The sequence below is a fragment of the Arcanobacterium haemolyticum DSM 20595 genome, assembly GCF_000092365.1.
Classification (GTDB): Bacteria; Actinomycetota; Actinomycetes; order Actinomycetales; family Actinomycetaceae; genus Arcanobacterium; species Arcanobacterium haemolyticum.
Genome location: NC_014218.1, coordinates 232,931 through 251,828, shown reverse-complemented (window position 1 = coordinate 251,828; position 18,898 = coordinate 232,931). Strand labels below are relative to the sequence as shown.

At 52.5% G+C, this 18,898-nt stretch carries 17 protein-coding genes and 4 tRNA genes; 11 read left to right on the top strand and 10 right to left on the bottom strand.

The features are described from left to right. Positions 1-68 precede the first annotated feature (68 nt). From ARCH_RS01080 to ARCH_RS01050, 7 genes are all read left to right on the top strand, one after another. Positions 69-141, top strand: a tRNA-Glu gene (locus tag ARCH_RS01080). Between the two features lie 42 nt (positions 142-183). Then, a tRNA-Asp gene (locus ARCH_RS01075) sits at positions 184-260 on the top strand. 34 nt (positions 261-294) lie between these two features. Then, positions 295-370 (top strand) — tRNA-Phe (locus ARCH_RS01070). A gap of 58 nt (positions 371-428) precedes the next feature. Beyond that, positions 429-502 (top strand) — tRNA-Asp (locus tag ARCH_RS01065). Between the two features lie 301 nt (positions 503-803). Then, a complete protein-coding gene (gene murJ, locus ARCH_RS01060; protein ID WP_013169468.1) occupies positions 804-2,657 on the top strand; it encodes a murein biosynthesis integral membrane protein MurJ in 1,854 nt (617 codons plus the stop codon). Between the two features lie 115 nt (positions 2,658-2,772). Beyond that, positions 2,773-3,216 (top strand): phage holin family protein, encoded by a 444-nt coding sequence (locus tag ARCH_RS01055; protein WP_013169467.1) that lies wholly within the window; start codon positions 2,773-2,775, stop codon positions 3,214-3,216. Further along, positions 3,213-3,563 (top strand): DUF3618 domain-containing protein, encoded by a 351-nt coding sequence (locus ARCH_RS01050; RefSeq protein ID WP_013169466.1) that lies wholly within the window; start codon positions 3,213-3,215, stop codon positions 3,561-3,563. Before ARCH_RS01055 ends, ARCH_RS01050 begins: the two co-directional genes overlap by 4 nt. Before the next feature lie 95 nt (positions 3,564-3,658). Here the strand turns inward: ARCH_RS01050 and ARCH_RS01045 are convergent, their stop codons facing one another. Next, positions 3,659-3,850 carry a BldC family transcriptional regulator gene (locus ARCH_RS01045; protein WP_013169465.1) on the bottom strand — a complete coding sequence of 64 codons (192 nt, stop codon included), beginning with the start codon at positions 3,848-3,850 and terminating at the stop codon, positions 3,659-3,661. Positions 3,851-4,207: 357 nt separating this feature from the next. Here ARCH_RS01045 and ARCH_RS01040 point away from each other — a divergent pair, with 357 nt between their 5' ends. After that, on the top strand, positions 4,208-4,444 hold the full coding sequence (locus tag ARCH_RS01040; RefSeq protein WP_013169464.1) for a DUF3073 domain-containing protein: 237 nt from the start codon (positions 4,208-4,210) through the stop codon (positions 4,442-4,444). A 132-nt stretch (positions 4,445-4,576) separates the two neighbouring features. Here the strand turns inward: ARCH_RS01040 and ARCH_RS01035 are convergent, their stop codons facing one another. The 5 genes from ARCH_RS01035 to ARCH_RS01015 form a co-directional block, all read right to left on the bottom strand. Next, the gene (locus ARCH_RS01035; RefSeq protein ID WP_041640291.1) at positions 4,577-4,924 is read right to left on the bottom strand and encodes a sterol carrier family protein; all 348 of its coding nucleotides are present in this window, start codon (positions 4,922-4,924) and stop codon (positions 4,577-4,579) included. A gap of 126 nt (positions 4,925-5,050) precedes the next feature. Then, positions 5,051-7,321 carry a bifunctional metallophosphatase/5'-nucleotidase gene (locus ARCH_RS01030; protein WP_013169462.1) on the bottom strand — a complete coding sequence of 757 codons (2,271 nt, stop codon included), beginning with the start codon at positions 7,319-7,321 and terminating at the stop codon, positions 5,051-5,053. Positions 7,322-7,490: 169 nt separating this feature from the next. After that, a complete protein-coding gene (gdhA, locus tag ARCH_RS01025; RefSeq protein WP_013169461.1) occupies positions 7,491-8,828 on the bottom strand; it encodes an NADP-specific glutamate dehydrogenase in 1,338 nt (445 codons plus the stop codon). A gap of 129 nt (positions 8,829-8,957) precedes the next feature. Next, positions 8,958-9,857, bottom strand: coding sequence for a phosphoribosylaminoimidazolesuccinocarboxamide synthase (locus ARCH_RS01020; protein WP_013169460.1), 900 nt, complete (start codon positions 9,855-9,857; stop codon positions 8,958-8,960). A 208-nt stretch (positions 9,858-10,065) separates the two neighbouring features. Further along, positions 10,066-11,916 carry a phosphoenolpyruvate carboxykinase (GTP) gene (locus ARCH_RS01015; protein WP_013169459.1) on the bottom strand — a complete coding sequence of 617 codons (1,851 nt, stop codon included), beginning with the start codon at positions 11,914-11,916 and terminating at the stop codon, positions 10,066-10,068. Between the two features lie 313 nt (positions 11,917-12,229). On the opposite strand from ARCH_RS01015, the gene ARCH_RS01010 reads away from it, so the two are divergent. The 3 genes from ARCH_RS01010 to ARCH_RS01000 all read left to right on the top strand — a co-directional run bounded on the left by ARCH_RS01010 (position 12,230) and on the right by ARCH_RS01000 (position 14,680). Next, entirely contained in the window at positions 12,230-13,207 is a 978-nt protein-coding gene (locus ARCH_RS01010; protein WP_041640287.1) for a hypothetical protein, read from the top strand. 133 nt (positions 13,208-13,340) lie between these two features. Further along, positions 13,341-14,141, top strand: a complete 801-nt coding sequence (locus ARCH_RS01005; protein WP_013169457.1) for a hypothetical protein — start codon at positions 13,341-13,343, stop codon at positions 14,139-14,141. Further along, positions 14,141-14,680 carry a hypothetical protein gene (locus ARCH_RS01000; RefSeq protein WP_013169456.1) on the top strand — a complete coding sequence of 180 codons (540 nt, stop codon included), beginning with the start codon at positions 14,141-14,143 and terminating at the stop codon, positions 14,678-14,680. The genes ARCH_RS01005 and ARCH_RS01000 overlap by 1 nt, the downstream gene beginning before the upstream one ends. Positions 14,681-14,756: 76 nt before the next feature. On the opposite strand, the gene ARCH_RS00995 is transcribed toward ARCH_RS01000, so the two are convergent. The 4 genes from ARCH_RS00995 to ARCH_RS00980 all read right to left on the bottom strand — a co-directional run bounded on the left by ARCH_RS00995 (position 14,757) and on the right by ARCH_RS00980 (position 18,766). Continuing rightward, positions 14,757-15,668 carry a carbohydrate ABC transporter permease gene (locus tag ARCH_RS00995; RefSeq protein ID WP_013169455.1) on the bottom strand — a complete coding sequence of 304 codons (912 nt, stop codon included), beginning with the start codon at positions 15,666-15,668 and terminating at the stop codon, positions 14,757-14,759. Further along, complete coding sequence (locus ARCH_RS00990) at positions 15,668-16,636, bottom strand: carbohydrate ABC transporter permease (RefSeq protein ID WP_013169454.1); 969 nt, start codon at positions 16,634-16,636, stop codon at positions 15,668-15,670. Before ARCH_RS00990 ends, ARCH_RS00995 begins: the two co-directional genes overlap by 1 nt. Positions 16,637-16,693: 57 nt before the next feature. Beyond that, positions 16,694-18,013, bottom strand: a complete 1,320-nt coding sequence (locus ARCH_RS00985; protein WP_013169453.1) for an ABC transporter substrate-binding protein — start codon at positions 18,011-18,013, stop codon at positions 16,694-16,696. A 219-nt stretch (positions 18,014-18,232) separates the two neighbouring features. Then, positions 18,233-18,766, bottom strand: coding sequence for a glycoside hydrolase domain-containing protein (locus ARCH_RS00980; protein ID WP_013169452.1), 534 nt, complete (start codon positions 18,764-18,766; stop codon positions 18,233-18,235). Positions 18,767-18,898: the final 132 nt, after the last annotated feature.

Sequence of the window (18,898 nt, the reverse complement as noted above, 5' to 3'; positions counted from 1 at the left end):
TGGCTAAGCTATAGGAGTTCCAGCGAGACGGAAACGAAGTCTTAACGGAGCGGGAAACCTTCGGGTTCGCCCCCATCGTCTAGTGGCCTAGGACGCCGGACTTTCACTCCGGTAACACGGGTTCGAATCCCGTTGGGGGTACTGCTTCTCTAGGGAAGTAAATATCGAAAGATATGGCCGTAAGGCCCTGTAGCGCAGTTGGTTAGCGCGCCGCCCTGTCACGGCGGAGGTCGCGGGTTCAAGTCCCGTCAGGGTCGCCAAGAAAATCCCGGGAGACCGGGTGTTTTCTTATCTGGCTCTGTAGCTCAGTTGGTAGAGCGTTCGACTGAAAATCGAAAGGTCACCGGATCGACGCCGGTCGGAGCCACCAGATAAGTCCCCTGCTTCGGCGGGGGATTTTGACTCCAAGAGTTCACTCTTGGGCATCTGGCCCTGTAGCGCAGTTGGTTAGCGCGCCGCCCTGTCACGGCGGAGGTCGCGGGTTCAAGTCCCGTCAGGGTCGCTTTTGAAAGATCCCCGGTACAGATTCGTCTGTGTCGGGGATTTTTGTTGGCTGGACATTACTTAAACAAGCGAAAGTCGCCAGGTTCAGCTTATTTCGGACCCCGCACTGGCCGATTCCCGCCTGTTCTCCGCCTGCGCCGCCCATTCTTTCCTGCTCCTGCCCGGTCTTACTATCTTCTCATCCAGCCGTCCTCCCCAGACATGCGTCCGGCCAACCAGCTACTGCGGTTCCCATATCCAGTTCCTCCCACCGCAAATGTTCACAGATTACCTAGGAAAAGATCGGTACACTTAGTGTCATGCATTTTCAACGTTTTAGACCCCGGCATGGCGAAGGCCGAACCCCTCATACAGCAACATGGTCTGTAAGTTCTGCTCGCGGTACTACCCCGGTTGATGCCCGCGCGGTTACAGACGCGATCGCTCCTGCGGGGGAAACGGATTCGGATTCCCAGGCGGGGGTTCCGGCGCCAGCTCCAGCGCCAGCCAAGATTTCTGCGGCGCGTTCATCGCTGATCATGTTCCTTGGTACGCTAACCTCGCGCGCGCTCGGAATGGTCCGCTCTCCTATTCTTTTGGGGGCAGTGGTAGGCGTATCCACTCCAGTGGCTAACTCGTTCGATATTGCAAACAACGTCCCAAACCTCTTGTATGGCATTATTGCAGGCGGCTTGGTGAATGCGGTGTTGGTGCCGGCGATTGTACGGGCTACGGCGAAATCGCGTGCGGAAGGCGCGATTTTCATTAATAAGCTGCTCACGTTCTCGTTCGTATCGCTCGGTCTCTTGACTATCGCTATAACTCTAGCGGCTCCGATTATCGTGAATTTTTATGCTTCTACGATGTCACCGGATTGGTATCGCCTCACGGTAATTTTCTCGTTCTGGTGCCTGCCACAGATTTTCTTCTATGGTCTTTACGCAGTGTTAGGCCAGATTTTGAATGCGTATGAGCGTTTTGGCCCGTACATGTGGTCGCCCGCCCTAAATAATGTGGTGGCGATTGGCGGTTTGTTGCTGATGCTGTGGCTGTTTGGGCCGGAGGATTCTACTGCACCGTCGTCGGTTGCTGATTGGGCTGGGGCTCCTACGATTATTTTGGCTGGTTTTTCTACGTTGGGCATCGTGACTCAGGCGTTGATTTTGTTCTGGCCGCTGCACCGGTTGGGTATTCGGTATCGTCCTGATTTTGGCTGGCGTAATTCGGGTTTGGGCGATGTGGGCCGAGCTGGTAGTTGGGTGTTGGCGCTGATGGTGACTGGCATGATCCCGATTATGATTTTGTTGAATGTGGCGGCGGGCGCTACGCAGCGGGCGCTTAATGCAGGGCAGGATACAACGGAAGTTGCCGGTAATTTCATGTATACGATTGCGTATGCGTTGTATTCGTTGCCGGCTTCGCTGGTTACAGTGTCGATTGTTACGGCAGTATTTCCTCGAATGTCACGGGCGGCGGCTACTGCCGATTTTGGTGCGGTGAAGGCTGATATTTCTACGGCGATTCGTACGGTGGGCGTGTTTAATGTGTTGGCGTCTGCGGTGATTTTTGTGCTGTCAGTGCCGGTGGCGAAGGTAGTTACTCCGACGTCGACCCCGAATGAAGCCTGGGTTCTTGCGTTGGTGTTGTGTTCACTGACCTTGGGGCTGGTTTTTTCTGCTGCGGATACGGTGCTGGTGAAGGTTTTTTATGCGCTTGAGGATACTCGTACAGCGTTTTTGACTATTTTGCCGTTCCAGATTGTGACTCCCCTGTTTTTCTACATGATGTCGTTTACGCGCCCTGAGTTTACGGTGGTGGGCATGTGTTTGGCGATGTCGTTGGAGAATGCGGCAATGTGTGCTGTGCATGCGTACGTGTTGCGGCGCCGGCTGGGCGGTATTGACGGGTTGCGGATTGTGGTGGCTCACGTGAAACTGGGTGTTTTTGGCTTGGTTGTTGCGGTGCTTGGGTTTGTGATCATGCTTGGGTTTGGTTTTGGGGCGACGGCGGAATCGGTGTCTTGGGCAATCACTGCGATTATTGTGACTGGTTCTGTGATGTCGTTAACCTATGTGGCATTGTTGTGGGCGTCGGGGATGCCTGAAGGTGAGATTTTGTTGCGGCCGGTGCGTGGAATTTTGAGGAAGGCTGTACGCACGTTGGTTCGCCGTTGATCGGATGTTTTCCCGGTTTTCTGTGCGGGCACTCGCACTTGTAGCCTTGTTCGTGAAAGAATAGGGTTATCATCCTAATCTATCCAAGGGCGTATGGCCCATGAAGGAGTGGTCCGTGGCTACTGAACAGACCGATCAGGTAAAGATGTTGAATGATCGTGGGATGGCGTCTAAGCCGTCTGGCGGTTCGATTGGTGAACTTGTTGCGAAGATTACTAGCCAGTTTTCTGCGTTGGTTCGTGATGAAATCAAGTACACGGGTATTCAGGCGAAAACTAAGGTTAAGCGGCTGGGTGTTGGCGGCGTTCTTTTGGCGGTTGCTGGTGTTCTTTCGTTGTATATGCTTGGCTTGCTGTTTGCTGGTGTTGCGTGGGCGTTCGCTGTGATTGTTCCTGTGTGGGCTGGCTATTTGATTACTGCTGGTATTTTGCTGGTGATTATCGCGTTGTTGGCGTTGTTCGGCAAGATGTCGTTGGATAAGGCTGCAGCGGCGAAGATTGATCCTAAGGGCGGGATTGAGAAGAACGTTGAGGCTATTATGAAGGGTTTTGAGAAGTGAGCAAGGTGAATGAATCGGCTCGTGTAGCGGCTAATTCTAAGATGGCTTCTGATTATGAGGCTCCGGTGGGTGTTGAGGATAATCGTTCGGCTGAAGAGGTTCAGCGGGATATTGAACGTGTCCGGGAAGAGCTTACTGCTACGGTGAATGAGTTGGCTGCGAAGTTGGATCCTCAGGTGTTGAAGGAGGATATGAAGGCGGCGGCTGCGGAGAAGATTGAAGCGGGTAAGGCTAAGGCTCAGGCGTTGGCTCATGATGCGGCTGCAGGTGATACGAAGGCGATTGGTATTATTGCTGGTGTCGCGCTTGGTGTTGCAGCGCTGGTTGTTCGCAAGTTCATGAAGTGATCTGATACTCGGGTATTGCGCCTATGTAGGGGTGCGGGGTTTCAACAAAAAGTTGAAACCCCGCACCTTTTTGAGTCGGTTATGCTCGGTAGTTATTAGTCCACTTCGGTGGTGTTGTTTTCGAGGATTGCTACGATGTCTGAGCGGCGGAAGCGTCGGTGGCCTCCGAGGGTGCGAATTGAAGGAATTTTGCCGGAATCGGACCAGCGAGCAACAGTCTTTGGATCAACACGGAAGAGGGCTGCGACTTCGGCTGGGGTCATGAGTTCTGTATCAAACTCCGTCATTGTATCTTTCCTTTCAATTAAAAATCTTAGATATATAACGTTTTGTTCGTTATTATCGAGAATGAGATTTTGTCCATTTCAATTATAAAGTGGATCACTGGGAGAGAATGTACTACCTGGAGTTGATTTATGCTCTCTCAACCGATACTCAGGGTGGACATATTGGGACGCAGAGGTCAAAACAGCGAACGATTCTTGCTTTTGAGTGAAAATCACAGTGGCGAGTTCGTGTTTCATCGACGTGCCACGTGGAGTTTAGGGGCCTGTTCGTTGTAAAGTAGGTGAACGAGAACAAATAAGTAGATGATGGGGCACTTTCGCGTCGCCCCAAGACTAGTTGAGGGGGGTCGGATCCCTATGGGACGCGGCCGTCAAAGAGCCAAACAGCGCAAAGTCGCACGTGATCTAAAGTATTTCAGCCCTGAAACGGATTACGCTGCTCTCGAAAGGGAGCTTATCGCGAAGTCCAGTGCTTCATCTGCTGATGATGCCGCCGATTCTTCGGATGGCGATTGGTCAGAGTACGATTCGTATGATGTACCCCCAGCAGAAGATGATTGGGATGAATCTGATTGGATTCCATCGCATAGGTGACGTGCTTGTAGATTTTTGATCCAGCCGGGCAAATGAGCCTGGCTGGATCATTTCTGCACCCTTGTTGCGTTATTGTTGGCACGCCGTTAGTCTGCTAGTTTCTTGGGCTCGTATTCTGGGTTTGCTAGTTTTTTAGTTGTGCTGGCCGAATAGGGGCAGGTATTGGGTGAGGTCTGATCGCGAGCCGTTGGCACGCACGATTCCGTTGGTTGGTTTTCCTACGGCCAGCGCAAGCCATGTGTCGGTATCCATTTCGACGACGTTCGGTGGGGTTCCGCGAGTGTGCACTGGTCCGGCTATAGCTTGAACGGCGCCGGCCCAAGGGATTCGAATTTCAACGGATCGGCCGGGGTGGCGTTCTGCGAATTCTTCTAATGCGAACCGGGCGGCGGTGCGTTGTTCGCTCACGCTGAGCTCTTCTTCGGCGGCATATTTTTTGATGATTGCGATGCCGGTTGCCGGGTCTATGCGTCGTTTCATATCTCCATCATACAAACGACAGTGACCGCCTGATGCCATTGGTAAAAGATCGATAAAAGGTGAAGCCGTATCGAACCCGATACGGCTTCACCTTTTGTTGTTTAGTGCCAGGTGCCTATCTGAGTGTCAGGCGCGCTTGCGGGAGGCCATTGTTGCGCCTACAAGAAGCAGGATCATAGCGCCTGCGAGGCCGGTGGTGATGCCGTCAGCACCGGTCTTAGCGAGCTGCTTGCCCTTGGCGTTCTTGTCAGCGTCAGTCTTGCCATCCTTGCCGGCGCCAGTCTTGCCGTCCTTGCCAGCGTCAGCCTTGCCGTCCTGACCGTCTGGGGTAGTTCCGGCTTCGTCTGCACCTGGCACGGTGATGGCATCGGTGTACACGATGGTGCTATCGGAGCCTTCGCCGCCCTTGGTAGCAATCTTCAGAGTATACTTCCCGGCCTTAGTGGTAGCGGGGAGGGTAATGGATACTTCTGCTTTGCCAGTTCCGTCGATTGGGGTGGCTTCTGGGGTGGTGTCCACTTTTGCGTTCCATTCGCCAAGGCCGTCAATGGAGATGGTTACGGTTTCTGGCTTTGGTTCATCACTGGTGTGGGAGAGGCCTGAGAGCTTCACGGTGAAGGTTTCTCCTGGCTTGACGTCCTTTGGCATAACAACGCCGAAGGAGCGCTGGGTGTAGTCAACTTTGAGCGGGTTGTCCTTCTGGAACTTCTCTACGTACTTGTTGAATGCAGCGTTGTCGATCACGCCGGTATCAATGAAGTTCTTGCCTTCTTTGAATACTGGGAAATCGTCGCCACCAACTAGGAGGAAGTTGTTTGATGCAATCGTGTAGGTGGTGGAAGCGTCGCGTGGCACGAGCTTATCGTCAACGTAAACAGCGAGGATACGCTTGCCTTGTTCGGCTTCTGGGTTGAAGACGTACTTGACGTTTGCGCTCAAACCGAGGTTGAGTACTGGGCGGCGGGATCCTTCGGCCTTCCATTGCTGTTCGAGCATGGTGTAGACCTGTTCGCCGGTAAGATCGATCATTGCGTAAGCGTTACCGAATGGTTGAACGGAGTTGGATTCGCCTACGGTGAGCAGGCCGTCTTCATCCTTCGGGTTATCGGTGGTGTTTGCTTTGTAGATGAAATCGGTACGAACACCGCCCGCATTCATGATGCCGAAGGCTGGCTTGGTGTTCATAGTTTGGCCGTATTGGTAGAATGCTTCAGCAATGAGGTTGTTTGCTGGGGATTCGGTTCCACGGTTTTCGTCTTTTCCGGTGGTTGCACGCTTGGCGTCGCCGCTCAGGTAGCCGACTGGTGCCGATCCGAGTTCTTTTGCCTTGGCGGCAGCTTCATCGTAGAGAGCCTTGATTACTTGATCCTGGTTTGGATGTTCCGTATCGAGTACGGTGTCCATCACCTTTGGATTCTTTTTATTTGGGACCTGCTTGGTTGGTTTAGGAACGTTGACGATATCGCACGATGAAGTGACCTTCTTGTCTGCACCGATCTTGATTTGAGCCTTCACAAAGCTGTAGTTTTCGATGCTCTTATCGCCGTCTTTGGTTTTGCTCTGGCCGTAGTTCCATGGTTCGCATACGGCAGCGCCGGAAGCAGTGGTGTCCTTTTGGCCGTTGTGGCTGTGCCCGCCGAAGCCAAGATCAACGTACTTGTTGAGTTTCTTGACGTAGGCAAGATCTTCATGCATGAGGGCGACGACGACGTCGGCTTCACCATTCTCAGCCTTGCCATCTTTCAGCTGCTCTGCAATACGGTTGGTGGTTTCTACTGGATCTTTGAACGTGATGCCTTCGATCGCGAGAGGCGATACGAGTGCTGGCATTCCTTGGGTGACGGTGCCGATGTAGGCTACCTTCACGCCGTTGTAATCCTTGATAACGTAGTCTTTCTTGAAGGCTTCGTTTCCGCCTTCAGCATTTGCGGCAAGGATTGGAATATCGCCGAAGTGAGGGACGATGCGTTCGGCAAGATCCTTCGCGCCTTGATCGAATTCGTGGTTACCAGCAGCAGACACTTCAAGTTTCATTGCCTTGAGGATCTCGATTGTTGGTTCATCCTTAGCAACAGCAGAAACGTATGCAGAACCACCAACGTTATCGCCTGCTGAGATGAAGTGAGTATCTGCGTTAGCTTCGCGCATCTTGTTAATTTCGAATGCGAGCGATGCGGCGTTTTCGATGTGTCCGTGAAGGTCTGAAATTACCGCGAAATCAATTACTTTATCGCCTTCAGCCGCTGGGGCTTCTTTGGCGGCCTCCGTTTCTTCGGTGGCGGCCTTTTCTGGGGTATCGACGCCGAACGCCGTCGTTACGGACGTCATGCCCAGTGTTCCTAATGCAAGTGCAGACAATGTACTGACTGTTGCACGCGCATAGAATCTGCGTTTCATAGTGCTCCCTTTATAAAAGTACAGATGACGTTATCGAGTTTACCGGCCTCCCGTTTCGATATATGGATAGAAAACGAGTTCGTTAGTACGTATTTTGTTCATTAAATGATATGAAGAATAAAATCGGGGACATCCCACACGGAATATCCCCAATTTCGAGCTTTACCAATCAGATGATGCCCTGATCGAGCATCGCGTCCGCCACCTTGCGGAAGCCCGCAATGTTCGCACCAACAAGATAATCCCCCGGCTTGCCGAATTCCGCCGCGGTTTCCAAGCATTCGCGGTGAATGTCCAACATAATCTGATCGAGCCGTGATTCCACCTTGTGGAATGGCCACCGGGTTAATCCTGCATTCTGTTGCATTTCGAGTGCCGACGTTGCCACGCCACCAGCATTAGACGCCTTACCTGGAGCGTATAGAATATGGGAGTTCTGGGCGGCAGCGATCGCTTCGGGAGTCAGTGGCATATTCGCACCTTCAGCAATGAGCTTCACACCATTGCCTGCCAAGGTTGCCACATCGGATTCACTCATTTCGTTTTGAGTAGCACACGGCAACGCAATATCACCCGCGATCCCCCACACGTTCTCTCCTGCCAAGAATTGTGCATTCGGCCGGCGTTCCGCATAATCGGACACGCGCCCGCGTTCCACCTGCTTCACGTGCTTGAGCAGAGCCACGTCGATCCCATCCGGATCATAGACCGCGCCAGACGAATCGGAGATCGAAATCGGCTTCGCACCCAACGCCTGTGCCTTCTCAATCGCATAGGTGGCCACGTTTCCCGAACCGGACACGATAACGCGCGCACCTTCCATATCTTCGCCACGCTCCCCAAGCATGGCCTGAGCGAAGGTCACTAAACCGTAGCCGGTTGCTTCAGTACGCGCCAAGGATCCGCCCCAATTCAGGCCTTTACCGGTGAGCACGCCAGCTTCGTTTCGGTTCGACAGCCGCTTGTACTGGCCAAACAAGTAGCCAATTTCGCGCGCACCTACGCCAATATCGCCAGCCGGCACATCGATATCGGCACCAATATGGCGCGAAAGTTCGGTCATAAACGCCTGGCAGAAACGCATCACTTCGTTGTCAGATTTGCCGTGCGGATCGAAATCAGAACCGCCCTTGCCGCCACCGATCCCCTGGCCGGTCAGCGCATTCTTGAAGATTTGTTCGAAACCCAAGAATTTCACAACGGAAAGCGTCACGGATTTATGGAAGCGCAAACCACCCTTATAAGGCCCGAGCGCCGAATTGAACTGGATACGATATCCACGGTTCACACAGACCTGGTTTTGATCGTTTTCCCAGGCCACACGGAACATAATCTGGCGCTCTGGTTCAACTACGCGGGCCAAGATTGCGGCGTCACGGTAGTCTTTACGTGCCACGAGCAACGGTTCAACAGTTTCGATAACCTCGCGTACAGCCTGCTGGAATTCAGGTTGGGTTGGGTTACGGCGTAACGATTCTTCGTACACTTCTTCGATGTGTCGATCCACGGAATACTCCTTCGCGTTGAGTTTCTCTGCACAGCGTAAACCCCGATAAGGGGTGAGAAAAAGTAGGTGTTCCGGTTTTTGAGGATTCGTCTCACTCTGCGTGCGTGGCGTATCCCACCATGAGGGACGTTAGTCTGACGAGGTGAGGAGATCGACGACGGTGCGGTAGCGTTCCCTTGTTGCATCCACGAGGTGTTGTGGTAGCGGTGGCGGCGGGGTGCCGGCATCTCGATCCCATCCACTATTCATCAGCCAGCGCCGAACGAACTGTTTGCCCATCGATGTTTGGCTACGGCCAGGTTCATAATCGGCCGCTAGCCACATGGTTGACGAATCGGGAGTGAGCGCTTCGTCCCCGAGCACGATCACATCATCTCCCGCGTCAGTCGACCTACCGAATTCGAGTTTGCAGGCCGCCAAAACAATGCCTGCGCGTTCGCAATATTCGTGGCCACGATTATAGATATCGATGGCAGTAGCACGGATGTGGCGCGCAACGTCCACACCCACAACATAAGCAAAATCGTCGAACGTGATATCGACGTCGTCGGCACCCACGGCGCCCTTGCGCGCCGGAAGGAAAATCGGGGACGGAAGCCTATCGCCTTCACGAAGCCCCGCCGGCAGATCGATCCCGTTAACTGAACCGTTCGCGGTGTAATCGGAAAACAACGAATCCGTCATGTATCCAGCAACCGTACATTCGATCGGGTACATGCGCAGGCGGCGAACGATCATCGCACGCCCTGCCACTTCGGCTGGAACGCGGGCATTCGTAACGTGCGTGTGAACGATATCTTCTAAACGTTCAAACCACCACAGCGCTAACGTGGTAAGAAGTTCGCCCTTATCTGGGATAATCGTGGGCACAACGCGATCTCGTACTGAAATACGATCTGAAGCCACCACGAGCATTGTTTCAACACCCGCATGCCATTGCTGATCGATCGGAATGTACATATCCCGAACCTTCCCAGCATAAATGCGCGACCATCCAGGGATCGATATTCCGCCTGCAAACGCTGCCATCGTGGTTCCTCCTTCATTGGACCGGATACCTGGATATAAGTTTATCGTCTCTAACATGGCGCTTTCCAGGGAAAATCTGTTTCTCTCGCATAGTGACACGGACCATCGCCGGTGTTGTCAGGGGCGGAGCAAAGGAGGCGCGGTCCGGATCAAATCCGGACCGCGCCTCTACTTAACCATGCTGATTAATCAGCACACGATAAGATGTTCAGTTCTTGGCTGCTGCGATACGTTCGCGGAGAGCCTTGAGTTCCTCAACAAGAGCTTCTGGAACCTTGTCACCGAACTTAGCGAAGTACTCTTCGGTGTCAACGGTTTCAGCTTCCCAAGCTTCTGGATCGAGGGTGTACATTGCGTTCCAATCTTCTTCGGAAACGCCAGCACCTTCAAGGTTGAAGTCTTCACGGTGTGGGTAGAGACCAGTCATACCTTCGATAGCTTCGACTTCACCGGCAACGCGGCGGACGATCCAGTCGAGGACGCGAGCGTTGTCGCCGTATCCTGGCCAGAGGAACTTGCCGTTTGCATCCTTGCGGAACCAGTTAACCTGGTAGACCTTCGGGAACTTTTCGCCAAGTTCTTCCTGCATGTCGAGCCAGTGACCCCAGTAGTCAGCCATGTTGTAGCCGCAGAATGGGAGCATTGCGAATGGATCGTGGCGGAGTGCGCCAGCCTTGACGTCAAGAGCAGCAGCAGTGACTTCGGAGGACACGTTTGCACCAATGAAGACGCCGTGTGCTGGAGTGTACTGTTCTGCAACCAATGGAACGTTGGTTGCGCGGCGGCCACCGAAGAGGATTGCGTCAATCGCAACACCTTCTGGAGCTTCCCAATCTGGGCAAATAATTGGGCACTGGGATGCAGGAGTGGTGAAACGCGAGTTCGGGTGAGCTGCGTTTTCGCCAGATTCTGGAGTCCAATCGTTACCGTGCCAATCGATGAGGTGCTCTGGGGTTTCGCCATCGATGCCTTCCCACCAAACGTCGCCGTCGTCGGTCAGTGCGACGTTGGTGAAGATGGTGTTGGCCTTCATGGTTTCCATAGCCATTGGGTTGGTCTTGTAAGACGTGCCTGGTGCAACACCGAAGAAGCCAGCTTCTGGGTTGATGGCGCGGAGGCGGCCATCTGCACCTGGGCGCATCCAAGCGATGTCATCGCCAACGGTCTCAACCTTGTAGCCTTCGATGGTTGGCTGGAGCATAGCAAGGTTGGTCTTACCACAAGCTGATGGGAATGCTGCGGTGACGTGGAACTGCTGGCCAGTCTTTTCGTTGGTGAGGCGGAGGATGAGCATGTGCTCAGCCATCCAGGTGTCACGGCGAGCCATGGTGGAAGCGATACGGAGAGCGAAGCACTTCTTACCAAGGAGTGCGTTGCCGCCGTAACCGGAACCGAAGGACCAAATTTCGTTGGTTTCTGGGAAGTGGGTGATGTACTTTTCATCGTTGCATGGCCACGAGGTATCTTCCTGGCCTTCTTCAAGAGGTGAACCAACAGAGTGAACTGCTGGAACCCATGGCTTGCCTTCGCCGATGAGCTCAAGAGCCTTGATACCCATGCGAGTCATGATACGCATGTTAACAACAACGTATGGGGAATCGGTAAGTTCGATACCGAGCTGGGAGATCGGGCCACCCAATGGGCCCATGGAGAATGGAATGACGTACATAGTACGGCCACGCATTGCGCCACGGAAAACGCCCTTTTCACCAAGGAGGGTTTCCTTCATTTCCTTTGGATCTGCCCAGTGGTTGGTTGGGCCAGCGTCTTCTTCCTTCTCCGAGCAGATGAAGGTACGGGATTCGACACGGGCAACATCCGATGGAAGCGAACGAGCCAAGAAGGAGTTCGGGCGCTTCTCTGGGTTCAAGCGAGTGAACATTCCGGATTCAACCATCATCGAGGTGAGGCGGTCCCATTCTTCTTGAGAACCATCAACCCATTCGATGTTCTTTGGCTGAGTGAGGTTAGCGACTTCGGTAACCCATTCGATCAAATCAGCCGGAGCAACCGATGGTGCACCTTCGCGAACAGCCTCAACAGTGTACATGTCAGTCATCCTTTTTCCTCCTAGAGTTGACGACGACGTCTGGTTTTTATGCCACTCATCATGTTACCTGTACAGAGCGGTTATTATTGGGACTATCGGACCCGAGACTTCGGTCCGTCAACGTCATTTTTCCTATGTTTACTGGCAGGTCACCGTAAATTTCTATCGAAATTCCCCTACTCGTGTTCGCTATCAGATGAGTTATTCGCCTTTAGGCGGGTTTTCGCCCTTTTATGCAACCCTCACAAGAACTTGTATTTACCCAACCGTAAGTGTCCAGATATGATCTGGAGCAAGAACCTTTTTACAGAAAGAAATGGTCATGACTTCACAAAAAAGAATTGCCCGCGTAAAGGCTGTGGCTATCGCAGCCGTAGCTTTGTGTGCTTTCAGCGCCTGCCACACCGACGTCGGAGTTGGAGTAAAATCTGATGGCTCCATTAAATCGGTTGTTACGCTCAATGATAGCGAAGGTAAGCTGAAGGCCATCGGGTTGGGATCTTCATGTGAAGAGTTAGCTTCGGGAGTCAAAACTCAAATTGGCATTACTGGCGGCACGTTTGACGTAAAAGATAAGAGCAAAGAAGGTAAACTTTCATGCGAGTTTACCGCCGAATCAGGCAAGAACATGGTTGATGGTAAAACACTTACTGAAACCGATAAAACCTTTATCCTCTCCACCCAAAAGGCTAGCACCGCGGTGCCCAAAGAACAGCTAAGCATGTTGAAAAACTTTGGAAAATTCACCTTAACAATCTCCATGCCTGGCGATATCGTCAAGGCTGAAGGGGCAAAGATTGACGGCAATCTTGCAATGTTTTCCGATCTTGAAAAGCTAGCCACTGGCTTTTCTGTTGAAGGCTACAAGGTTGGATCTGGATCTATCGACGATGCCAAGCTTGGCGCCGCACATTCTGGCATTCCAACCTGGGTCTGGATCGTTTCTGGCACCGCTATCATCGCACTAATTGTTGTACTTATTGTTATGTTCACTCGTAAGAAAAAGACTGCAACCCCAGCAGAATCTGAATCTCCGGCCACAACACCTCTTCCAGAAGAAGTAATGCCAGAAGCCCCAGCAGGCAATATGGCTAAAGCAGAGGAAACCCCTACCGCGGATGCGCCAGTTGCAGAGGAAACCCCTACCGCGGATGCGCCAACTATGGAAGAAACTCCAGCCGTAGAGGGCATGCCAGCGGAAGCAGAACCGCAACCATCTATGGAGGACATCATGGAAGACGGCTTAAATAAGCCAGGCGTACAGGCCGGCAATATTGATGATGAGCCACAGATGAAGTAACTCCCCCAATCGCTGACAGAGCGGGGCAGGCCGATGGCCTGCCCCGCTCTAGGTTTCCGTGTTTTTGCGGGTTACCGTAAATTGTCGCTTTCACCCTGTAGAATCGTAATCAAGATTGCCGAAAGGATCCGCCTTGTCTCTGTCTCGCAAAGTTGCTGTGATAGCTATGTGTGCCAGCGTGCTTGTTTTGTCCTCCTGCAAGGTAGATGCAGCGCTTGGAATTCATCCGGATAAGAGCACGCTTGCCGCCGTGGAGTTCCACGATTCTGATGGGCTGATGAAGAGTGCAGGTTTTGGAGATTGTTCGTCGCTTTTTGATGATATTTTGAGGCAGGTCAAGAGTTCTCCTGATATAAAGAATATTCCGTTGCCTTCTCAAGATGAGATCGATAAGGCACGGGATGCGATCGAGATTACTGACATTGCCAAGGGCGATGAGTTTGCCTGCCGGATTTCATGGGATGCTCCGCAGAATTCTGGCGAACGCAATCTGGTTACCGAAACCGATTCGACTTTTATTGTCAAGAGTGACGCGAAGCTCCCGCCTGAGGCAACGAGCTTCATTAAGATGGCAGAAACCTTCATCGATCTGCGCGTCATTATTGCGATGCCTGGCGATATTATTCGCGCAGACCGCGCCTTGATCGATGGGAACCGCGCGATTTTTACTAGCCTTGATTCGTTGACTTCTGGCCCGCTGTACGTGGAGGGCAAGAAAACTGGCGACGCCGATTTCTCACGTATTTTTGAACCTGCAGAAATTTCTGGCGGGATTCCGTGGTGGGGCTGGATTGCTATCGGTGTGGGCATTACGGGCTTGATTATTATTCTTACTCTTGTGTTCACTCGCAAGAAGCCGGTTGCGGATGAACCGCTTCCGTATGGGTTTACTCCGTTGGAGCAACCTGAATCTACAGAAAAGGACGTGCTTTGATGCTAGAAACAACATGTGAAACGAACGCGAAGCGTTCCGCGGTCACGCAGGCAGCCTTGTATGGCCTTGGTACGTTCGCGTATTACGCCTGCCCTGATGTTATTCGCTCACGTACGGCACGCGGAGTTACGAAAACGCTTGCAATCCTCGCGTCATCTGGCGTTGCTACATATCTTCACGTGCGCGATGATATGGCGGAGGAATCAGCAGATATAATCGATGCCGAAGACGTGTTCGCTACTGATCCTCGTACCAGTGATGCACCTGCAAATGCCTCTGCCGCTGATTCCTCCGAAACAGGTGTAGATGATCCTGCAGAGCTCGCACCGGATGCTTTGACTATGAAGCAGAACATCGCGTTAGCAGCAATCGCTCTTGGCGCAGTCCTTCCTGCATCGATCTGGCTATCGGTGAAGGCAGAGCGTGCGATTTTTAATCGCGGCGAACGCCGGCGCCAGAAAGGTAAGCGTTTTGCTCATTCGCGCTTTGCGATTGTGGCTGGGATAGCTTCGGGTGTTCTTACATACGTGAGTGACTGACAGTTGCTGCAATTCGTTGATAAGATGTGCCGATCATTAACGTGATCGGCACATCCGTGTAGGGGCACTATTGCGATCAGCCCTTCACAGAACCAGCGGCCAATCCGGATTGCCAGTACTTTTGGAGCGCGAGGAAGAGGACGATCAGTGGGAGCACACCGAGGAGCGCACCGAGCATAACCGCACCCTTTTCTGGAGCAAAGTAGCTCATCATACCGTAGAGGCCTAGGGTGACTGGTTTGATTTCATCGGCAGTAACCATCATCAACGGCAGGAGGAAGTTGTTCCAGGTGCCTACGAAAATGAAGAGGAAGATGGTCACCATGGCCGGGGCGAGCAGGCGGAGGACCATCGTGAAGAAGATGCGGGCTTCGCTTGCGCCATCGATACGGGCGGCTTCGATCAGTTCGGTTGGCACAGATGTTTGGGCATAAACACGGCCCAAGAACACGCCGAATGGGCTCACACAGGCCGGGATGATGATGGCCCACATGGTGTTTGTGATTCCAATGTGATGGAAGATGATGTAGAGCGGAATGGTGAGGAGCGCTGCTGGCATCAGCAAACCAGACATAATCACGCCCATCGTGACTCCCTTGCCTGGGAACTTGAATTTAGCAGTTGCGTAACCAGCCATCACCGAAATTAGTGTGCCAACAACGCCTGCTACTGTTGAGTAGAGAAGCGAGTTGAATACCCAGCGCCAGAACATTCCACGAGTCCACACCATCAGCGTTTCATGGTTCTTGAGCACGTTGATATCGTCAAACCAGAAGCCGTTAGTAGACACCAGCTGAGAGTTGGTTTTCGTGGAAGCCACGATCACCCAGTACACCGGGAAAAGGAAGTACACGAGTACGAGGAAGAGGACTGCGCCGGTCACCCATCGGGCAACCGATGATGGCGCGATAGAACGGGCTGGGATTCCTTCACGCGATGGAACATATTCGGTACCATCAGCAAGCTTTTGCTTCATGATCTTTGACATTAGTCATTCACCTTCTTCTCGATTAGCGCGTAGGCCACGGCAAGCACACCAGCAATCACTGCCATCACGATGGATGTTGCAGCAGCCGGACCATCACCTGATGGGGTGATTTGGCCGATCATGGTGTTGTAAGCCATCATCATTGGCGTGTAATCCGCACCCATCCATCGATTCACTGTGGAGAGCACAGCCGGTTCGTTGAAGAGCTGGATCGTTCCAACAATGGAGAGGAGCACGGAGAGAAGAACCGCACCGCGAACCATGGGAACCTTTACCTTGGTGACTACTTGGAATCCGGTAGCTCCATCAAGGCGGGCTGCTTCTTCAAGTTCGGCTGGGATCGCCTGCAAAGCGGCCAAGAAAATTAACATGTTGTAGCCCGTGTAGGTCCATGTTGTCATGTTGGCCATGGAGAAGAAGATGATGTTTTTACTCATGAAATCCACATCTAGTCCGAACCAATTGAGTACGGATACAAGAGGCGAAATTTCCGGAGTGTAGATGTAGAGCCAGATAATCGCTGCCACGATACCGGGAATGGCGAACGGAAGGAAGTAGCCGAGCCGGTAAATTCCCACGTGCCGTACCAGCATGGAATCGAGCACGAGAGCCAATGCCAAACCTACGAAGATCATCACAGGAACCTGGATGAGCGTGTAGAGGATAACCCGCAAGATCCCTAGCCAGAAACGATCGTTGGCAACGGTGTTGTAATAGTTTTCTAGGCCAACGAACTCTTTGACGAGTTCGCTACCGCCGTAGAGTCCGCCGCCGTCAGAGACTTCTTGGAAGAACGATGAGTAGACTGAAGCACCGATTGGCAGGAGGAATACCAGGGTGAACCCCAACACGAACGGCAACATGAAGATCCAGCCAGTTCGCGCTTCGTGGCGTTCCCGTGTACGCCTATGCCGTGGGATAGCAACGGCAGTTGTTTCACTGCTATCGGTTTTTACTGCAGTAGTCATATTTTACCTCAGTAGTAGTCTCAATAGTTCTTATCTCTTTCGGCGGCGGAGTAGCCGTTACTCTACAACTGGCAACTTGAGATTCTTCAGAGTCTTCACTGCTTCTTCTTGTGCAGCAGCGAAGATGTCAGCAATCTTGCCCTTCGAATCGATGATGTTAGCGGCGGTGTCAACCATCTTCTGGCCTACAGCAGAGAATCCTGGGATGTACTGGAAGTCAGCGTTGAGGCTTTCGTTTGCCTTGGCGAGTTCTGCGAACACGTCCTGGCCACCGAACTGACGCTTGATCTTTTCTGGGGTCACAACATCGCCCTTAGCGGCAACAACGAGGCCCTGGGTTGCGAGGTCAGCAGTCTGGGTATTGAACCAGTTATTGAACTCCATTGCTTCATCGATAAACTTGCATCCCTTCATAACGGCAACGCCAGAACCGCCATCTGGGCCGGACTTGACGCCTTCACCGAAGTTTGGCAGCAAAGCAACCTGCCAGGTGCCTTCCTTGCCTTCCGGAACAACTGGATCAAGCATGAAGCCTGCTTCCCAAGCTGCACCGATGTTACCGATGATCTTCTTGTCGGTGAGAGCCTTGGTGTAGGCGTCATCCCACCGGTTGATGGTGCCAACGGCATTCGCGTCAATAAGTTCTTGCCAGAAGTTGGCCACAACTTCCGAGCCCTTGTTTTGTGCGTTTACCTTCCACTTGCCACCTTCGGTGGAGAACCATGGATCGCCAACTGCTGCTGCCTGTGCGGAGAGCCAGTGTGCGGCTTCGTCTGGTTCGAAGTTGAGGATGAACTTGCCCTTTTCGGCAGCCTTCTTCGCGGTTTCCTTCAGTTCTTCAACGGTGGTTGGAACGCTCAAGCCCAAAGCATCGAATTCAGCCTTGTCATAGAAGTACACGAGCGGGCCGGTATCTTGTGGCAGACCAACAACCTTGCCGCCTGCAGCCATCTGACCGTATGCGCCGGAGAAGTTCTTCTTGTACTTTTCGGCTTGCTTGGTGACGTCCTCAACCATGCCCTTAACGAATGCTTCTGGGACTTCGGAGTAGCCGAGCTGTGCCAAGCATGGGGCGGTGTCAGTTGCAACGTCCTTCTGAAGCTTCTGGAAGAGATCCGAAGCCTTACCATCGAACTTGGTTGCTTTCACCGTCATGTCCGGGTGATCCTTGTTCCAGCGGTCAACGATTTCTTGAACCTTAACCATGCCTTCGCCGTCTGGCAGACGGTGGACGTATTCGATTTTGGCGTCCGACTTTCCTTTAGATGCGGAAGGTTCCTTGGCGTCAGAATCGGATGAGCATCCTGCTAGGCCTGCGACGGCGAGTGAAGCGGTCGCTAAAACAGCAGCAACTTTGCTGCGATGAGACAGTGTCATTGTTATTCTCCCCTTTGAGTTCAGAATGACTAATTCTGCTTGTTATTACACTATACCGTTCATCACCGATAAGTGAACCCGGTAACAAAACACCTAAGTAACAATCAGATAACACATTACCCTACGCCCATATTGGCAAAAGTACGCGATTTCAGACAATATGTTTATCTAAAAGCCCAGTTCATAGACTTATTATTTCTTATTCTGACGATTTTTTACTCAAACTTCCTTGTATTGGACAAAGGTTCCGGCATTAATTGTTAATATTTTTTCTTTCACGTTGAAGGCAACGATTTCTACGCCTTCCACACTGATATCGTCGATCGATTCTGCCCATGAAACTTGGATCTCTCGCGTCGCCACGTTCGGAACTAAACACCCAGTGGCACGGTAACGTGATGCCCAGTGGCACGGTAACGTGATCGTTTCCCATTCACGCGATTCGTCGATCTGGGCCGTGGGATGCAGACGGAATCGCCACTCCCCGTTCAGCGAAGTGTGGTGCCGGAGGCTTTCCCACACGTGCCCGCCTGGCGCCGGATAGACGATGAATGGATCCCCCGAAATGAACCCGCCACCTGCGTTATTTTCCCAAAATGGATCCACGAATCCGGTTGAGAGTTGCGCGATGAATTGGTTTGCCAGGTTGGTTTCTTGGCAGACGCAGTAGTACACCCATTCCGGTTCAATTCCGTTTACGTAAAATACCGGCCCCACCGCCGCACAAAGTTGGCAGTCCGAACCGAATCTCATATGTCGTCGAAGGAAGATTATCCAGAGGCGCACTCAATCTTCTAGGACGTTGAGGGTGAATAAGAACTTCTAGGACGTTGAGGGTGAATAAGAAATTCCCTTAGTTTCTCAAGAAATCTCCCCGCCAGAAGG